At 38.9% G+C, this 17015-nt stretch carries 9 protein-coding genes; 4 read left to right on the forward strand and 5 right to left on the reverse strand.

The window, feature by feature from the left end; genetic code table 11:
- The first annotated feature begins 101 nt into the window (after window positions 1-101).
- A complete protein-coding gene (locus tag D1013_RS16255; RefSeq protein ID WP_121849833.1) occupies window positions 102-560 on the forward strand; it encodes a hypothetical protein in 459 nt (152 codons plus the stop codon).
- A 209-nt stretch (window positions 561-769) separates the two neighbouring features.
- On the forward strand, window positions 770-1276 hold the full coding sequence (locus tag D1013_RS16260) for a hypothetical protein (protein WP_121849834.1): 507 nt from the start codon (window positions 770-772) through the stop codon (window positions 1274-1276).
- 167 nt (window positions 1277-1443) lie between these two features.
- Here the strand turns inward: D1013_RS16260 and D1013_RS16265 are convergent, their stop codons facing one another.
- Entirely contained in the window at window positions 1444-2580 is a 1137-nt protein-coding gene (locus D1013_RS16265) for an IS110 family RNA-guided transposase (RefSeq protein ID WP_121849366.1), read from the reverse strand.
- 213 nt (window positions 2581-2793) lie between these two features.
- Between D1013_RS16265 and D1013_RS16270 the strand changes: the two genes are divergently transcribed.
- Window positions 2794-3534: a hypothetical protein gene (locus D1013_RS16270; protein WP_121849835.1), complete on the forward strand. Its 741-nt coding sequence runs from the start codon at window positions 2794-2796 to the stop codon at window positions 3532-3534.
- Between the two features lie 195 nt (window positions 3535-3729).
- Here the strand turns inward: D1013_RS16270 and D1013_RS16280 are convergent, their stop codons facing one another.
- Genes D1013_RS16280 through D1013_RS16295 form a run of 4 tightly spaced genes read right to left on the reverse strand, consistent with a single transcriptional unit; the run spans window position 3730 to window position 12840 of the window.
- Window positions 3730-5670, reverse strand: a complete 1941-nt coding sequence (locus tag D1013_RS16280; RefSeq protein WP_121849837.1) for an ATP-binding protein — start codon at window positions 5668-5670, stop codon at window positions 3730-3732.
- Window positions 5667-9302: an Eco57I restriction-modification methylase domain-containing protein gene (locus tag D1013_RS16285; RefSeq protein ID WP_121849838.1), complete on the reverse strand. Its 3636-nt coding sequence runs from the start codon at window positions 9300-9302 to the stop codon at window positions 5667-5669. Before D1013_RS16285 ends, D1013_RS16280 begins: the two co-directional genes overlap by 4 nt.
- Before the next feature lie 2 nt (window positions 9303-9304).
- Window positions 9305-12565 (reverse strand): DEAD/DEAH box helicase, encoded by a 3261-nt coding sequence (locus tag D1013_RS16290; RefSeq protein WP_121849839.1) that lies wholly within the window; start codon window positions 12563-12565, stop codon window positions 9305-9307.
- Entirely contained in the window at window positions 12562-12840 is a 279-nt protein-coding gene (locus D1013_RS16295) for a helix-turn-helix domain-containing protein (RefSeq protein WP_121849840.1), read from the reverse strand. Before D1013_RS16295 ends, D1013_RS16290 begins: the two co-directional genes overlap by 4 nt.
- 497 nt (window positions 12841-13337) lie before the next feature.
- On the opposite strand from D1013_RS16295, the gene D1013_RS16300 reads away from it, so the two are divergent.
- A complete protein-coding gene (locus D1013_RS16300; RefSeq protein ID WP_121849841.1) occupies window positions 13338-16487 on the forward strand; it encodes an FIDD domain-containing protein in 3150 nt (1049 codons plus the stop codon).
- The last annotated feature ends 528 nt before the right edge of the window (window positions 16488-17015 follow it).

The following is a 17015-nucleotide window of genomic DNA, read 5'->3' on the forward strand; positions in this document are numbered from 1 at the left end:
AATCCTTAACTTCAAGCCAAGGTTTGATTTCGGGCGAACAGTTTCCTGCCGGAAATGTCCACAACGAAATCCTAGCCTAACCGTTGTATGCAATTTGAGCCATGAAAAATCTACTAAATATTATATTATTGATTTCACTTTATGGGTGCGAATCAAAAGTTAATGGGATTTTTTACATCTCTAATACTAGTAAGGACCAAACTGAAATCCCTCTCCGGCTAATAATAGATAATGATACGATATTTGACCAAGATGCCGAATACACAAACATCGCACCTGATTTACAATACATCGAACATAAAAAGCTGATTAAAGGTCAGCACAAAGTTATTTTTGAAGTTAATAATTCGGACTTAAAACGAATAGAAAAAGTGGAGTTTGATAAAGATAAATGGATTTTCTTATCGTATGGTTATGAAAAACCCGCTGACTCTTTAGGCAGAGTGGAATTGGACAAAATATTTGGTGGAATCAAAGATTCAACAAACTTGTTTTTATACGATGGACAAAAGCCAGATCTGACATTTCATGTAATGGAAAATGAACCAATACATCAATAAAAAATTGCATACAACAAAACCTAAACGTAATGCGGAGTTAAGGGCTTAACCGAAAGGTCTGGGTATATTTATGATGTCGCTAAATCTTACGGATTTAGCTTTGGAACAAAAAAATAAAGCAAAACAATAAGCTTCAGCTTCGTGCTCAGACGGAAACGAAATGTCTTCTTTCCTCCGCACTACGCTTAGCCGAACCGTTAGCCTACATTATGAAAAAAGTTTTGAAACAAATTATTTTAATTTTCTCTGCTTTTCTGTTATTCTCGGTTTTTGTTTTCTTCTCGATTAAAACGCGAATGGAAAATGGAAAAAAGGCACGGTTGGAGTTTCAAAACCTTCTCGAGGAAACAAATTATTTTTTCGAAGGAAGAGTAATATCGATTAATGAGATTGGAAAGGGCGCTGCTTTTCTATGTTTGGAAAAACTGGATTTTAACATTCAGGGAGAAAAAGAACTTGTTTTTAGAAATCAAGTGGTTGCCAAACTAAATTCAACTGGGTATATATCAACAATAGGACAAATAAGTTTCACGGACTCACAATCAAAACCGTTCAAAGTGCGGAGTGGTGACGTAGTGAAGTTCAATATTGATAAAAGTGGGTCTTATGAAATTTTAAGAAATAACAAGGTCATTTATGAAACTCCAGCAATTATAAACAATCCGGACATTCAAGATGAATTCTTGGACTTTACGAAAAAGCACTGTGGAAATTAAATAAATAACGTAGGCTAACACCGGCTATAATTCATTGCTGCATTTTCGCTAAATTTAAACCAACCAACCCTTAACAGGGAACGATTTCTCCCGGTCATTTTCCGTTGGAAAAGTCCGCAACGAAATCATAGGTACTGTGTCTAAAAACAAGTTTTTTCCTTAAAATTTTAGGAAACGAGTTGATTTATCAAATTGTTATCCTGTGCAGCAATGGCTTCATGCTTTTGCTGCTTTTTTGTTTCATAGGCCGCATCATAGACTTCTTCATTTTTCCATAAGGTGTACATCAATATCAATAACTTTCTCTGAACGGCTATCAAGGCAACCAAAGGTTTTGCTTTGTTGGGCTTCAGCCTGTTATAGAATCGTTTCAACGTCGGGTTGCAGCGTACACAGGTCATCGATGGCATGTGCAGGACCGCCCTGATATGGCTGTTCCCCTTTTTACTGATGACTGTCTTTCCCTTGAAATTGCCGGATTCACGCAATACGACATCGTAGCCTGCATAACTTGTCAATTGTTTTGCATTGGTCATCGACTCAAAGCCCAATGTCTCTCCTACCACTGTTGCTGCCGATATAAAAGAGATCCCAGGTATGCTCATTATAAAACCGATCTTTCTTTCCAGTGCTTCGTTCTTTGATACGATCTCTTTCATCTCCGCCTCTATCATTTCTATTTGGCCGTTGAGAAGCTTGAGTCGGTCCCTGTGCCGTTTTACGGCCTTGGTACTACCATGGACACCCGAATCGATGGCCCCTTGACGGTTGGTCTCCGTAACCCTGTCCTTTAACAAGGAACTGCGCTCCCTGCTCAATGCCTTTAGCTCCTGTAATTCTTCACTGGGCGGCCGCCAAGGACGAATACTTCTTTCAATACCCAGCATACTGAGCATTTTGCTGTCCAGGGCGTCCGTTTTCGAACGCTGGTCCAGACTCTGGGCATAGCGCTTTACCCGACCGGACTGCATTACACAGACCGTATAGCCATGTGAGTACAGATAATGGGCGATACCCTGGTGGTATACTCCCGTGGCCTCCATGACGACAACTAGCTCAACAGGGCCATCAACCGATCTCTTCAACCATTTTAAAAGTTCCCTGTAACCCGATAGGTCATTGGGCACATCAGGATGTGACATGAATTCCTTCTCCAGCTTATCCGTTAGGAACCCGAGGGATAAGGATAAACTCAATTTGGAAACATCGATGCCCAGACTTTGTTTCAACCGTTTTGCCATAACATCATTTTTTAGGCTACAATCCTCTTTGCCATCCTTGCTCGCATTTGATTCGGCCTCCATGAACAGGGCCTAGGTACTGTCCGGATTCCAAGAAGATTATAGAAGGGCGGGATTTCTATGAAACGATATCATTGGATGTATCTAGCCGAGACCTCTCTGTCCCTTCTATTCTAGCTCTTATTAATAATTGGGAAACTACTATATTTATCAATAATTGATTATTTGCCCCTAAACATACGAGCCGAGCCGTTGTAAAACATTTGAGAGCCACCTATGAATAAAGAAAATACATATGAATTAGGACAAACTTATATTAGGTTTGATTTTAAAGCTAATGAAGAATTCAAGATTGCTCTGGAAAGATATCTACTTCATAAAGGAAAAAAGTATGCAAACGAGTTTTATCATAAAGAATTAGTTTATGAAGAATTTTATTTCATAGTTGAAACTGAAGAAGGCTCATTAAAATCAAGACTTAAGATTTTTGGTAAAATTGCAGTTGGAGCATTAATAGCTTACGGAGGGATAAGAGCTGGAGCAGATTATTTAATTAGAGATAATCGGAGAATAACTAATCTTATTGTTGAAGACATTGCAAACGAACCAAATATAAATCCAAATTCTATAGGAAGAGTTGAAAGGCGATTAGGAGTTCCAGGAAAACTTAAAAGACTTTACGATGATATTCAACATTTGGAAAGTAATCGGGAAAATCTGACCGAACAAGAACAAAGAGACCTAATAAACAGAATTTCTAATAGGTATGACAATTTAATTAATGAGCTAGACCAACCAGTAGTTGAACAGATACAAGATGATTTAGAGCAGAAAGATATTTACCCTCAAATTCGACAATTAAGGGAACAAAATCGACTTCCCATTAATAACGATGATTACCAATTGCCGAGATTGAGAGCAATTCGGGAAGACGAAGATTATGAATTAAGAAATGAGGTTTTATTGATTGGAGAAGATGAAATTGATGGCGAACCAAACTTACCACGACCGAACTAAAAAACGTTTTACAACGGTCTGTATATGGTGTCGTGGCTGCCGTTAGGAAGCCATGCACTATATACCTTGTTGTGTTTTCGTGCTTTATTTTCTTTTTTGTTTTCAGCGTTTGGGCAGCCATACTCTTTGGCAAGTTTTGGGTTGTGGGGCTGCTTTAAGCGACTTGCCAATGTGTATGGATGCGAAGCGTTGGCTTCATAATCCAATTTCAGTTATCTTCTGATCAAAAGTCTTTCCGTCATAGTCAAATTCTCTGGAAATATCCTGCTGAGATGCAATTCCAAATCGGTTACTCATTTCATTATGCACTTCCCTCAGAGTATCAAAGTTCTCTTCTATGTTGGTGATTGTTCCATTGTTATCAATGCTTGACACTTTGCACTTGGAGAATACCGAAATCCTTGGTGGCTTTCCTTCCTCCTCAATTAAAACAACTGATTCCTTCGATTTCATTCTCACCGAAAAGTAACTTCCGTCCGGTTTAGTCAGATTGAAATTCATGTTCTTGTTTGACTTATGAAAAGGTCTGGCTCGATCTTTTTTTTCAAGTATAGCCATTGCTTTCATCAGCTTTTTCAGTTCATCTCTGAATAATGGCGTATCAAGGTCATTGTGGGCCAGAGGATTCAGTAAAGCATCTTTGAAGGTCTTTAAGTCAGCAAGTTCTGAGTAGTCAATACCGTCTTCAATACAAAAGCCTTCCAGATTAAGAAGCATATCATTGAGTTTAGCGTCTATCAAAACGTTTGCATCATCTCTACTCGGGACTTTCCTGTATTTAGGAGGAAGTAGGTTAGTAAGACAGCTTTCAATTTCCTTCCTTAGGTAAATGGCACAGGCCGGGTAATCGTGCTGCTTAAAATAATCTTCTGCGGTTTGTAGGCTTGTCTTGAGAGGCTTAAAATAGGGTTGAGCGCGCTTAGCTAATTCATCCTGATACATTTCTAACACGATCCAGTCTCTCTTTTTTCCTGATGTTTCAATTTTACGTTTTGCAAATTCATAAAATGATCGGTCATGAGTCATCATCAAAAGTTGATAATCTGCACTGTATCGATTAAGCAATAGATTTAAGACTACATCTCGGTTGCTCATGTCCAAACTCAATAACATGTCATCAATGGTCAGAAGTTTGAGTTCAGAGGTGTTTGGGCGATTTGTCCAATCTTCTAAAATGGCAAATCGAATGCTTAAACCAATGCTTGTCCACTTGGCCTCATTCAAAAATGAGTGTGCACGTTTCAAGACATTTCTCCGGCCTTCATATCGCGGTATTTTTAGAATTACTTTTGGGTCTGTCCAATTGAGGTTGTCGGCTGTAACTCCTGCTCTGGCAGGTTCATAATCTAGTTTGATTTCAAAGTTCTGACCGAAATCATTCTCAAGAATTTCATTTGCTCTAGTAACTCTGTCTCTGAGGTAGGATTTAAACTTTCTGTTGAATTTCTTGAGCTTTCGCTCATACGTTTGGTACTTCTTGTAGTCTTTCTTTACTGCTTCTTCTGGATGAAGGCGCATTGTTGGGTTAGGATAAACTTCTGTGTCAGGTTCGTCAAAGTCCTTTACCTTTTTCGGACCCTGTTTTATTTCTTTGTAAACATCTCCAAGACTGTTTACACGGCTGATGCGGTCAATAATGATGTACGGAAAAATTTCATCTTCAAACCAGCCGAACAGATTATTATCCTTGGAATGCTTGACATGGTGCAAGCGGAACAACACCCGATAATTGATGAAATCGCTGGCCATGCCGCTTTCACGGACATCAGAGTTTCCTTGAATAGCAGCTATGGTAGAATCATCACCATTGATTAGATATCCTTTTTGATTTCCAGCCCCGTCATCAAGAACAGCTTTGATATAGGGTTTTTGGGATTGTGCAGTGGTGGCATGAATGTTTACTAGACCTTTTTCATGGCCTTTGGTAAAGTATTCTTTGATTTTATTTTTTCCATCATTGCCTTGTTTAAAAGCACTCTCTAGCAACGTGTAGATTGCCCAATAGATGGTGGATTTACCGCTGCCGTTTTCTCCATAAATGAGCAGGTTCTTTCCTCCAATTTCTAAAAGCGGACTTTTAGGATCATGCTTAGGGAAGAACTTGAAGTTCTGGATATGGAGTTCGTGCAGTCTCATGAGCCGGTTACTTCATTGATTCTTCTGATAATTTCACTGCGGCTTTCCGAAACCAAAATGCGATTACGAATAGGATTATCTTTTTGCTGCAATTCGTAATACACCTTTTGGATGCTGGCTTTCTTCTCTTCAGGATTCATTTCGGAAATGTCTGGGAAAGTCTTTTCGTTGATGAACTGCAAAACATCCAACTTTTTGGATTTCATCTCTTCTTCAAAGTAAAGTTCATAAACCATCATATCGAGTACATTTTCAAGTAGTTCTGTGATGGATTCTTCACTTATATTTTCGAATACTTCACTTACTTCAGAACTGTTTATAAATGTCAAATATTCAGAAAGTGTCTCAACTTTGGTTTCCAATGAGAGATTATTTGGCAATGGGATTGGAAGCAACTCTATATACATTTTATTCCATTGATTAGTCCCTTGTCCTGTGGAAGAAGTTATCTTATCCATGTACCATTGAATTACTCTTGAGTTAAGACAACCTAAGAGATACTTTAAATGCTTACCACTCATAAAATATGATGGATTTGATACGTAGGTTGACTTATTATCATATGCAAAAGCTGGACGATCGGTTATCGCAAGCCAAACAAGTTTTTCATCTTCTAATTGCATTATATATGCGCAATTCCGAAGGTTTGTCCAATGATCACCTTGGTCTGTGCGATCAATTAGAGTTTGATATGTACCATCTGGTTTCTGTACGGCAAGTGGTGAGTCTTTGTCCTTATACTTGAGTAAATGATCGTATATAATGGGATAGTCTCTTTCGACATTTATCCTAGGAATAGCTTCTGTTCCTTTTTGCCTGTTCTCTCTAACTCCATTATGAGGGTAGATAGCATAATTGTCATTAAATTCATAACGCCAACGTCTTATTTCTCTACCTCTAATTAATCGCTTAATAATGTTTTCATTATTCGGATCTTGTTGAATTAACTCTTTCCTTTTCTGCCCATCGATGTAGAAAGCTTCATTAAAGCCAGTTAACATTCCTCTATAAAATTCTACATCCCAGTTTTTCAAAGTAACGCCTGCTTCTTTAATCCTATTTAATATTGAAAAATCCATTGGTTCTAGAATAATCCAACCTTCATCTGAAAGTGAATCCAGCATTATTCTATTCTCAGTGAAATAATCCTGTATGGATTGTTTTATGTTGAAATCACTTTTAACGGCAACAGCTTCCAATTCACCACTAAATTCTTTGTTCTTAGCAAGCAAAATGTTTGCTTCTACTGTCGCAGCAGGAAAGATTTGGGTGTCTTCAAAGTTCAGCAGCTTTACCGGATTAGAAACACTAGAAAAAATATTCCTAAGAGTAGCACCGAAGTTAGTTCTCATCCATGTATTTGAAGTTATGTAACATAGTGTTCCGTCATCTACTAATAGTTCAAACCCCTTTTCATAGAATAAACAATAGATATCACTTGTGCCACTGAAAGTCTTGAAATGAGATTGTGAAAGTCTATCTCTTTCAGTTTTATTCATTTTTTGTAACTGAATGTATGGCGGGTTTCCAATCATTACATCAAAACCACCTCGTTCAAATACATCCATAAAGTAGAGATGCCAAAGGAAGTACGGGCGTTCATCTGTTTCCTGAATCTTGAGCAAATTGGCTTTCGTTTCCTGAATTTTTTCCAAATCAGAAACAAAACCATCGAATTTTTTTCGAGCGTTTTTATTAAGGTTAGCAGGGTTTCCAGCTTCTGCAATAAATCTATTTAGCTGTTGCTCCCGCAGGTGGATATTAAACTGAATATGGTCTTCGACCAATGCATTTATTTGCTGACGGATTTCCTTTTTACGCTCGGCATCTTCAATGGTAAAAAACTCATTAATAAGCGCTTTGATTTTTTTTGAAGTATCACTTTTGGCAAAGGTGATCTTCATTTGGTCTTCTTTTATATTGCCGAACAGGTCACGCTCTGGCTCATAGATTTTTTCACCTTTTGGTAATGCAATTTGACTTAGATCTATTCCTTCGTATTGTTCCAGCAAGCTGTTTCCTTGCATAATCTTGTAGTCAAGGTTGGGAAGCGGATGTGGATTTACTTCTTCCACTACCAATGCGAGCCAAAAACGGAGTTGTGCAATGTCCACCGCACCCTTTTCAATATCCACCCCATAAATGGAATTTTGAATAATGCTCTTTTTGGTAGCGGCAGGGTCAAAAGGCTGGTTGGTTTTCAGATAAGGATAAATAAAACGCTTAGCATCAAAAATCTCTTGCAACATCCCAATCGGGAAGGCTCCAGAACCAATGGCCGGGTCGCAGACCTTAATATCATCCAATAGCTGATTGACTTGGGAAGCGTTGTCTCTTTCGGCCAGAAATGCTGAAACAGTATGTTGTCGAATGAAATCGTCAATGTCCTGTCGTTTGCCAAAATGGTTGTACAAATACTGGATCAGACTTTCCTGACACATGTACTGCACAATTTCCTTTGGTGTGTAGAAAGCCCCTTTCTCACGGTTTTCTTCCAGCAGGTTTTCGAAAATATGTCCGAGCATTTCCGGGTCGATTCCCACTTCATGATCGTCCGGACTATTCTCATCAATGGTGAAATTATATTGCTCAAAAAATTCCAGTAATTCTTCAAAGTAGCTTCTTGGAAAATCTACTTTAAGTGTTGCCTTGTTCTTTTCGGGTTCAAACAATCCACCATTCAGATAAGGTACGTGTGAGCCATTGAGCCTTCCTTCCAAACCATCAATATGAAATTCACCTTTGGGGCGTTTGGTATTGAGTGTTTCAAAGAAAAGTTTGGTCAGACATTGGCTGTGAAAATTTTCTTTGCCGGTGAACTCCTCAAAGAGCAACTGCATGAAGCGTTTCTCTCCGTCCATCCATTCGTTAGATTGAGAAGAGCAGCCCATCCAACCTTTCTTTTGCAAGAAATGTAGGAACACGATCCGACCGAGCAGTTTCTTTACAAAATCTCGAATTGGTTTTTCCTTCTTCTCAGGTTCTTCTTTTTCGGCATCAATCAGTTCATCCCGCCATGGTGATTCAGCAAGGTATTTCCAAAACTTCTCATAATGGATTTTATAGGATTTGAAGAACTCTCGGTTCAGGGCTTCCACCGAAAAGACCTGTTGAAGCTCTTTGATAGTAGCCTTTCCTGCTTCTTTTTTTGGGATAAGTGTTAGTAGTCGTTTAGCTGCTGTGGTACATGCTTCATTTGGCCCCAAGAGATAAGTATATCGCTTAGGTTTAGTCTCGCCTTTAATGAACTCACCCGTTTCCATGTCCAAGGCGGACCATTTGGCAATGAACGAGAAGCGATAATCCTTTTGATTTGGACTGTGGAAGAAGACAATAGCACCGTGGGTAATGTCCTGATCAATGTGTTTGATAGCAATGTCTCGCAATTCCTTTCGGTTACGGGCAATGACCACATTGTCGGTTATTTCTACTTCAAAAATGGCCAAAGACTTTTCATCATCTAAGGTGATTCGCCCGATCTGTTTTCCTTGAACCACTTTTTCGTGTTCTTCAAATAGAGCCTGAGCCTGAGAGAAGTATTGCACCTTTTTAAAAAACATGGGCAAAAGCTCTTTCCAGTAGTCAAAACTGTAGGGCTGTTGCAGTATCCGTTTTAAGTCCTTTTCTCTCATAATTATTTCACAAAGCTTTCTGAAATGATGATTTCAGGATTCAGTGACTTTTTCAATTTTGGTTTTGCTTCTCCATCTTCATCCTGTATGGTTTGCAATGGATAGCTTTTTAGTATTTCTAAAATCTTTTCAAGGATGATAGCCGGCTTCAAAGGAGACTTGTTAACTGCTCGTTTTAATTTGTTGATGTCCCGCTGCAATCGCTGAAAGCGGCCTTGTCTAATAGCTTCTTTTGCTTTTATGATTAAGCCTCTTTCTTCTTCATTGGTAAATGGTAAATCCAACATAGCATCCAAATAAGCAATCGCACGCTTTTCATTCGGTCCCTGTGTTACATCAACCTTCTTGTCTCTTGCTTTTTCTGCTTCAATCAAGTCTGTGAATAAAGAAATGCCCGTTTGAACCTGATCGTGGTGTTGTTCATGAAGTTTTATTCCTTTCTCAACAGGTTCTGCCTCAAATATTTTTACAGTCTCTAGAAAGGTCAATTCCTCCGTTTCACCTTTATCATTCACTTTTACAAATGCATCTCGCTTTTGATCTTTGATATAGCAGATCGTTGATTTATCCAATTCATCATCCTTTCTCCCAACACGTGCTCTGAGTGGCATATTCTTGATCTTTTTGAACAGGCCAGGTGTTTCTTCTTTGATGTCTCGAATCATCATGAGATAAGCTAACTTTTCGTCTTTCTCTTCCTCTACGGCTTGGTCAAATAATCCGAAGGTTTCCGTTTCTTCATCAGGTGAATAAATCTGGCTGTCCTCTCCCAAAGCCGCATGAAAAGCTTGAAGTTTCATTATGGCTCGCTTCTCCAACTCTATGTCATTGTTCACTTTGGCCGTTGGGTAGAAGTTGAAAACGTAAACCTGCTTAGCCGTTGAGCCAATTCTGTTTACTCGACCAATTCGCTGCATCAGTCGAGTGGAATTCCAAGGGGTATCGTAGTTCACAATCACATTGGAACGGTGAAGGTTAACGCCCTCTGCCAATACTTCGGTTGTTAGAATGATATCATATTTGTTCTCCTGTTCTGTTTTTGGAAGGTTGGCATCAAAGTTTTTCCGAACTGTGGGCATTCGGTCTTTTCTCGACTTGCTATCCACTGAGATGATTCGCTGTGGAGTGTGTTTCGGCAATTCATCCATCAGGTATTGCGTGGTTTCCTTGCTTTCTGAGAACACTACCAATTTAGATTCAGGATTTATCTTTTTCTCCAGCAAACGAGTTTTCAAATACTCAATGAAGACATCTAACTTAGGGTCTTCCGTCACTTTCTGCCATTCAGCATTCAGTTGTTTTAATAGGTCATAATCCTGCTTCAAACCTGGAAGGAAATCATATTCGAAATCATCCGGTTCGCAAATGTCAATGGTTGGGTCTTCAATAGATTTTTCAATGATAAGTTCAAGAAGTTCTTCTTCTTTACCTTCATTGATCATATCTGACACAGGCAGATTTGGAGCAATGTAAATCTTACCATTTTCAAACATGGTAATCATGGCTTCTGTTGCACGGAAGAAACGAAACAGTGATTGTTTGAAGGCATAGAAGCTGCTGTCTATCCTTTTCACAAGCATGGTCTTCATGATCTTGGCCAATTGCTCCGAAATCATGTCGGCTTGCTTGTATTTCTCTTTCTTATGTGGTTTTAAGAAACGGATGGCTTGATACCGGAAATACTTTAGTCCTTGTGTTTTATGACTTAAAACATAGATAGTATGGTCGTACAAATCCTCTAAATGTGGTTCAAGTTCATAAAGTATTTTCTCTGGCTGCCGAACTGCTGGGAAATTGATACCCTGCTTCTTCAAGTCTTCTGAATACAGTTCATGAGCCATTAAATCGGTTCTTGTTCTGCGAACTGTGAGTGGCTCAATGATCTTCGTCCGGATTCTCTCGTAGATACGCTTTACACCTGTCTTGACTTGCTCAACATCAGGTTCATCTTTCAGCTTTTTGTAAGCATCTATCTGATTCCTGAAAAAGTGTTGCAAGTTGCCAATTTCAAGTGTTGAATTCTTGCTGTCCTGAAACAGATAAACAAGGTTGGCGATATCCTCTGGTTTGTTATTGAGTGGGGTGGCGGAAATTAGAATTACTCTTTTTGGAACGCCTGATCCATCTGGCAAAACTCGCTTCGTGGTTGTTTTACAGATTTTTTGCAACTCATTATACATTGTTGCAGTATCCGAACGGAATTTGTGAGCTTCATCTACAATGATTAGATCATAGCGTTCTAGACTTGTCAGCTTATGCAGACTTCCATTGGTAATAATCTTAACATTGTCCAGATTGAACTTTTCAATGGTTTCTGACCAGTTTTCTTTCAAAGCAGGTGGAACAATAATCAATGTTCTGGAACGATGTTCAGGAAAGCCGTTTGAGTAGAAGTACTTTTTGGCAATCAGGGTAGCAACAATGGTTTTACCCAGTCCAACCACATCAGCTAAGAAAAAGCCATTATGCTTTACCATCTTGGCATAGCCATCATTTACAGCATCTACCTGATAGGAGAGACGTTTGAATCCTCTTGGTAAGTCCGAGATAGAATTCGGATCAAACTCAATGCTCTTACCGAAATACTCAATTAAGAATTTGAGATAGATTTCATAAGGAGTGTAGTCATCATTTAGATAAGTATCCTTTTGAAGCTTCTCAATATAGTCTGTGTCAATTGGAACTGATTCCTCCCATAATTTCTCGAACGTCTCAGTAGCAAAATCAATGTCTGAGTTGTCTCTCAATTCTACATTAAATTCAAAGTTCTTTCCAAGGCCGGCATCAGTGAGATTGCTTGATCCTGTAATGACAGAACCATAGCCGTGATCATGTTTAATCTTTTCCCTGAAAATGTAAATCTTGGCGTGAATATTCTGCTTTGGGTGAACTTTGATTTTGACTTTTCCAGAAACAATATCCTTAATGAGCTGAAGCATTCCTTCTTCAACCTTTTTGTCATATTCAGCTTCTTGGATGTTTTTCTTTACTTCTTTAAAAAACTCTTCTTGAGCCTTTTCTGCGTTTGGGTCAAAGAGTAGCCCTTGTTGATTGGCTTCAAAAACAAGATGGTCAATGTTGATACCGACAAGAATTCTGATTTCAGCTGCTTTTTCAACAAATTCTCTAATCTGAAAATATCCTGAAGCACGGAAATACCCTACAAGCGCATCAAAGAAGTGGATATTCTTATGCTTGAATACACCCTCTAGTTTGTTGAGAAGCGTGTTCTTTTCTTCGTTGGTGAAAAACTTTGTACTCATAGGCTTTTCAGTGTTTCATTCAGTCCATCTTTTATATGCTTTAATTCTGAGAATTGCGACATAATGGAATGAACTATGAATTTCACTTCAACTTCTTTCAAGTCTCTTTCGAGAACCTTTGAGAATATTGGTAACATATCCTTTGTTGCTTCCCTTTCGTTGCGCTCAATCTTGCTCAGAATTGAAGTGTCAATGTCCAGTTCGGCAGCAACTTTTCTAAGTGGTAATCCAATATTTTCTCGTTGTTCCCGCAGGTATTCTCCAAATGAATCCATCTTGAATAATTCGTTTAGACGATTTCGTCAAAAGTAGAGATTATTCCTGTATTTTCCTTTCAGCGGGGAGGGAAAATTTTAGCTCTTTTGTTCTTTCTGATTTATGACTATAATTTAATCAGAATCAAACTTAAGACGGCTATAGCCCATCGCCGGCCAAGGCTTGAGAAATTTTCTACATTAGGGTTTATTAATCAATTCTGGAGGGTCTGTGCTTTGAAGCGTCGGGCCATAGCCAAGGCCTTTGGTAACAAGCTCCAAAAGTTTTGAAAGCGATAGGAACTAAAAGTGTTTGTATAACGCTTTTTCTTGCCCCTAATCAAAAAAGTTTAGCTGGTTAGCAAACAATGAGTATTTTAAAATCGTTATATCCCTAAACAACCTACTGACCAGTGCTCAAGAACCTACTTCTAGTCTCATTTGTTTTGTTATGCAATGTGATTTCTGCGCAAATTACATTAACACACAATATTGGTAACACCCCAATAAAAACAGACATGACTTCGTGCCAATATGAAGAGGCATGGGCAAGGGCTTTTACACTTTCTGATTTTGGCATAACCACAGCAGATCAGTTTTTAATCAATTCGGCTCAGGTAGCCATTAGCAATTCATATGATGGCGCCAGACTGGTGTTTAATTTTTACAGTCTTACCTCCGAGGCGCCCACCCAAAACCCACAACGAATTAGTTATGGAAATCTGGTATTGGCACCTGAAATTGGGGATACACCTGAAATCGTTCAGGTAAATTTTGATTCCCCGGTAGTCATACCTGCAGGCGTTGAACGAATTTTGGTAGAGGTCACGCAAATGGACGACATTTATAACGATGACTACAAAGAGGTTTTAATTGCGGGCACTGAATTTGACAATGACACCTCTTGGTTTAAAGGATGCAGGGAACATTATACGCATATTAGCACCGAAGACTTAAATCCAGCCGTTCCTGATGCCAATTTTTTTATAAATGTCACTGGAGAAATCCAAAACATTGCCCAAAGCGGTGCATCAGTAACTCTATCCCATAATTTATGTGACGATATCATAGAAACTCGAATACACTCGTGCTCCTCCTCTTATATTTATTGGGCAAGAGACTTTTATTTGGATGATTTTGGAATCTCTGACGATGAAGAATTTGTAATTAACTCTGGGCAAGTTGGTATTAATAAAGTAGGATGGCTTCCCGAAATAAGCTTCAATATTTATGAGATTGATGACAATTTTCCAGATTCATTTTCTGAAGCAGATTTAATAGGCAGTAGTCAATATCAACAACTTTCACCGAATATAGATAGGAATTCTCGAATTATAAATGTAGCCTTTGATACTCCTATCGTCGTCCCGGCTGAAGTCAATCGTATTCTTGTTGAAGTACATAAAGGAATTGTATATGGGGATGGCTTGGCATTTATTGCAGGTTCTAGCCAAGATACAGGTGTTTCATGGCAAAGAGGATGTACTAGAACCTCATCCGAACACGATTTCGGCTTTGACGAATACGTAGACACCCAAGATTTTGGAAGGCCTGATGCCAATTTTTACATCAATGTCACAGGAGACGTACATCACGTCACCAATAATTTTTCAATGAACATATCCAATGTCTGTTCAGAATTTTTAAAGGAATTCAGCGTGGCACCGGCTGGAAATATTGCTTCGGTAGTATGGGATTTTGGAGACCCTGCATCGGGGGGTGACAATAGTTCCAATGATTTATCACCCTTTCATGATTTTTCTTCTGACGGCAATTACACAATTACAGCCACGGTAACGGGTAATGATGGTACTGTTGAAGTATTGACGGAAACCATAGAGGCCAAAGAACCTCCAAATGCGTATGGCATAGATAACCTTTATGCTTGTGAAGACATCTTCGGCACTGGAGTTTCATCTTCGTTCGATGTTTCGCAGACTGTCGCACAAGTCTTGGGCGGCCAAAACAATATGAAACTTACCTTTATTGATGGGAGTGGGAATGAATATGAAACCTTACCCAATCCATTTACCAATACGATAAGGGATAGGGAAACCATAGTGGTCAGGGTAGCTCACGGCAATAATCTATGTTGTTATTCCGAAACGACATTTGACCTGATTGTACATCCGATTCCCGACCTTTCTTCAGTTACCGACCTCTTTGTTTGCAGCAATGGAACGGACGGATTTTCAACCTTCGATTTGGAACAGGTACAAAATATTATCTTGGCCGATTATACTTCAGCTTCCGTCTCATTTTATCGCGCCGATGGCAGTCCTATCGGGAACCCTTTAAATGCTGTGGAGAACCTTGTTGCCAATGAAGAGGTTATTACGGTACAGGTGGTGGAAAGTGTCAACAACTGCAATAACGAAGCTTCATTTCGATTAATGGTCAATCCACTTCCAATGGCGTATGAACCCGAAGTTTTGATTGGTTGTGATGATAATGGTGATGGCATTTCAGAATATTTTGACACTTCCAATGTGGAAACTCAGGTTACTGGGGGACAAATTGGTCTATCAGTATCCTACTTTGATGGAGATGGCAATGTATTGCCCAGCCCTTTACCCAATCCGTATACCAATTCGATCACCAATGACGAAACCATTACCGTAAGGGTAACCAACGAGGAGACCTACTGCCATGAAGAGACCCAGCTATTGCTGCGCACGTCTTCGCAGCCCCAATTGAATAGTCCGCAACCCGTCTACGCCTGTGATTTGGGAAATGGTTTCGCCCGATTTGACCTATCCCATGTTGAAGCTGAAATCTTGGGAAGTCAGACAGGGTTGGTCACACATTTTTTTCAAGAGGATGGCGTGGCATTGCCAAACCCGCTGCCCAGTTATTACGAAAATACCATAGCATGGAACCAAACCTTATTGGTACGTGTAGAAAATGAACTGAACAATTCATGCTATTCGGAAACAAGCGTTGACCTGGTGGTTACTGAACTGCCATCAACAGCCTTGTTAGAGGAAACATATTTTATATGTGGTTTGGAACCCTCATTGCGCATTCAAATAGAAACTGATTTTGAATATTACCAATGGACCCAACCGGAAGGCACTGTAATCTCCAACGCTTTTGAAACGATACTTACGAGCGAAGGAATGTATACCCTTACGATTGGTCAAACTACCAACGGTCTGTACTGCGAAAACCACTATGAATTTGAACTCGTTCGGTCTGAACTACCGACCATTATTGAAATAAAACGGCGAGAATTGTCGACCGATAATTTTATTAAAATTATAGCCTCTGGTGATGGGGATTTTGAATATTCGATAGATGGCGTGGTATTTCAAGACAGTAATTATTTCCCCAACATCCTTGGGGGCAACTACACGGTTATGGTCCGCGACAAAAAGGGCTGTGGAGAAGATAGCCAGCAAGTTACCCTTATCGATTATCCAAAGTTTTTTACCCCAAACAATGATGGTTTCAACGAATATTGGCAAATATTTGGCATAGAAGCGTTTCCAGACGCTCAAGTCTATATTTTTGACAGGTATGGAAAACTATTGGCCCAATTACGACCTGAAGACAAAGGTTGGGATGGTTTTTTCAATGGTAGGGAAATGATTTCTAACGATTATTGGTTCCGGGCCAATCTAGGAGAAGGCACCATTTTTTCGGGCCACTTTACTTTAAAAAGATAAAAGCCAGTTCTCACTTCATAAAAAATTGAATATCATCCAAATATTGACGACCCAAATTTGGAACCAGTGTTTTTGATAGAAATCCTCGATGAAATTAATAGTGAAATGGACAAATATTTTCAATTTGAAAATTTATGTTCAAATGAAAGTTTTAGGGTAATGTAAGACTATATCCTTTCCTTGAATGACGACTATATTAAAATCCAATTATATTCGAAATATTTCAAGCCTAAACCCTTTAGAAATTTTATTGACCGCTCTCATCATAGAAAGGATTGGTTTGATTTTAAGGAAACGGTGTACTATGAAATTCTAAAAGGCCAGACGTAATTAAAAAAATAAGGCCTGTGCATAAAAAAGTTTCTCATTGATTAGGTCAGAAATTTAAATCGACTTTAAATTGGTTTTTTTTAGTGGTTTTAGAATTTTAATATTCTCCTTACTGTTCGATTGTTTCTTAAAATTCATTACATTACCATATTGAAAGTCAATTTGATTTATTGTATATTAAATAGACCGTCAACAAAT

Origin of the sequence: Euzebyella marina (assembly GCF_003687485.1) — a bacterium.
Lineage (GTDB): Bacteria > Bacteroidota > Bacteroidia > Flavobacteriales > Flavobacteriaceae > Euzebyella > Euzebyella marina.

What these genes read in the sequence shown, in the direction of transcription:
- D1013_RS16290 (WP_121849839.1), bottom strand. Translation starts at nt 12,565, where the DNA reads ATGAGTACAAAGTTTTTCACCAACGAAGAAAAGAACACGCTTCTCAAC.
- D1013_RS16265 (WP_121849366.1), bottom strand. Translation starts at nt 2,580, where the DNA reads ATGGAGGCCGAATCAAATGCGAGCAAGGATGGCAAAGAGGATTGTAGC.
- D1013_RS16255 (WP_121849833.1), top strand. Translation starts at nt 102, where the DNA reads ATGAAAAATCTACTAAATATTATATTATTGATTTCACTTTATGGGTGC.
- D1013_RS16285 (WP_121849838.1), bottom strand. Translation starts at nt 9,302, where the DNA reads ATGAGAGAAAAGGACTTAAAACGGATACTGCAACAGCCCTACAGTTTT.
- D1013_RS16280 (WP_121849837.1), bottom strand. Translation starts at nt 5,670, where the DNA reads ATGAGACTGCACGAACTCCATATCCAGAACTTCAAGTTCTTCCCTAAG.
- D1013_RS16270 (WP_121849835.1), top strand. Translation starts at nt 2,794, where the DNA reads ATGAATAAAGAAAATACATATGAATTAGGACAAACTTATATTAGGTTT.
- D1013_RS16295 (WP_121849840.1), bottom strand. Translation starts at nt 12,840, where the DNA reads ATGGATTCATTTGGAGAATACCTGCGGGAACAACGAGAAAATATTGGA.
- D1013_RS16300 (WP_121849841.1), top strand. Translation starts at nt 13,338, where the DNA reads ATGACTTCGTGCCAATATGAAGAGGCATGGGCAAGGGCTTTTACACTT.
- D1013_RS16260 (WP_121849834.1), top strand. Translation starts at nt 770, where the DNA reads ATGAAAAAAGTTTTGAAACAAATTATTTTAATTTTCTCTGCTTTTCTG.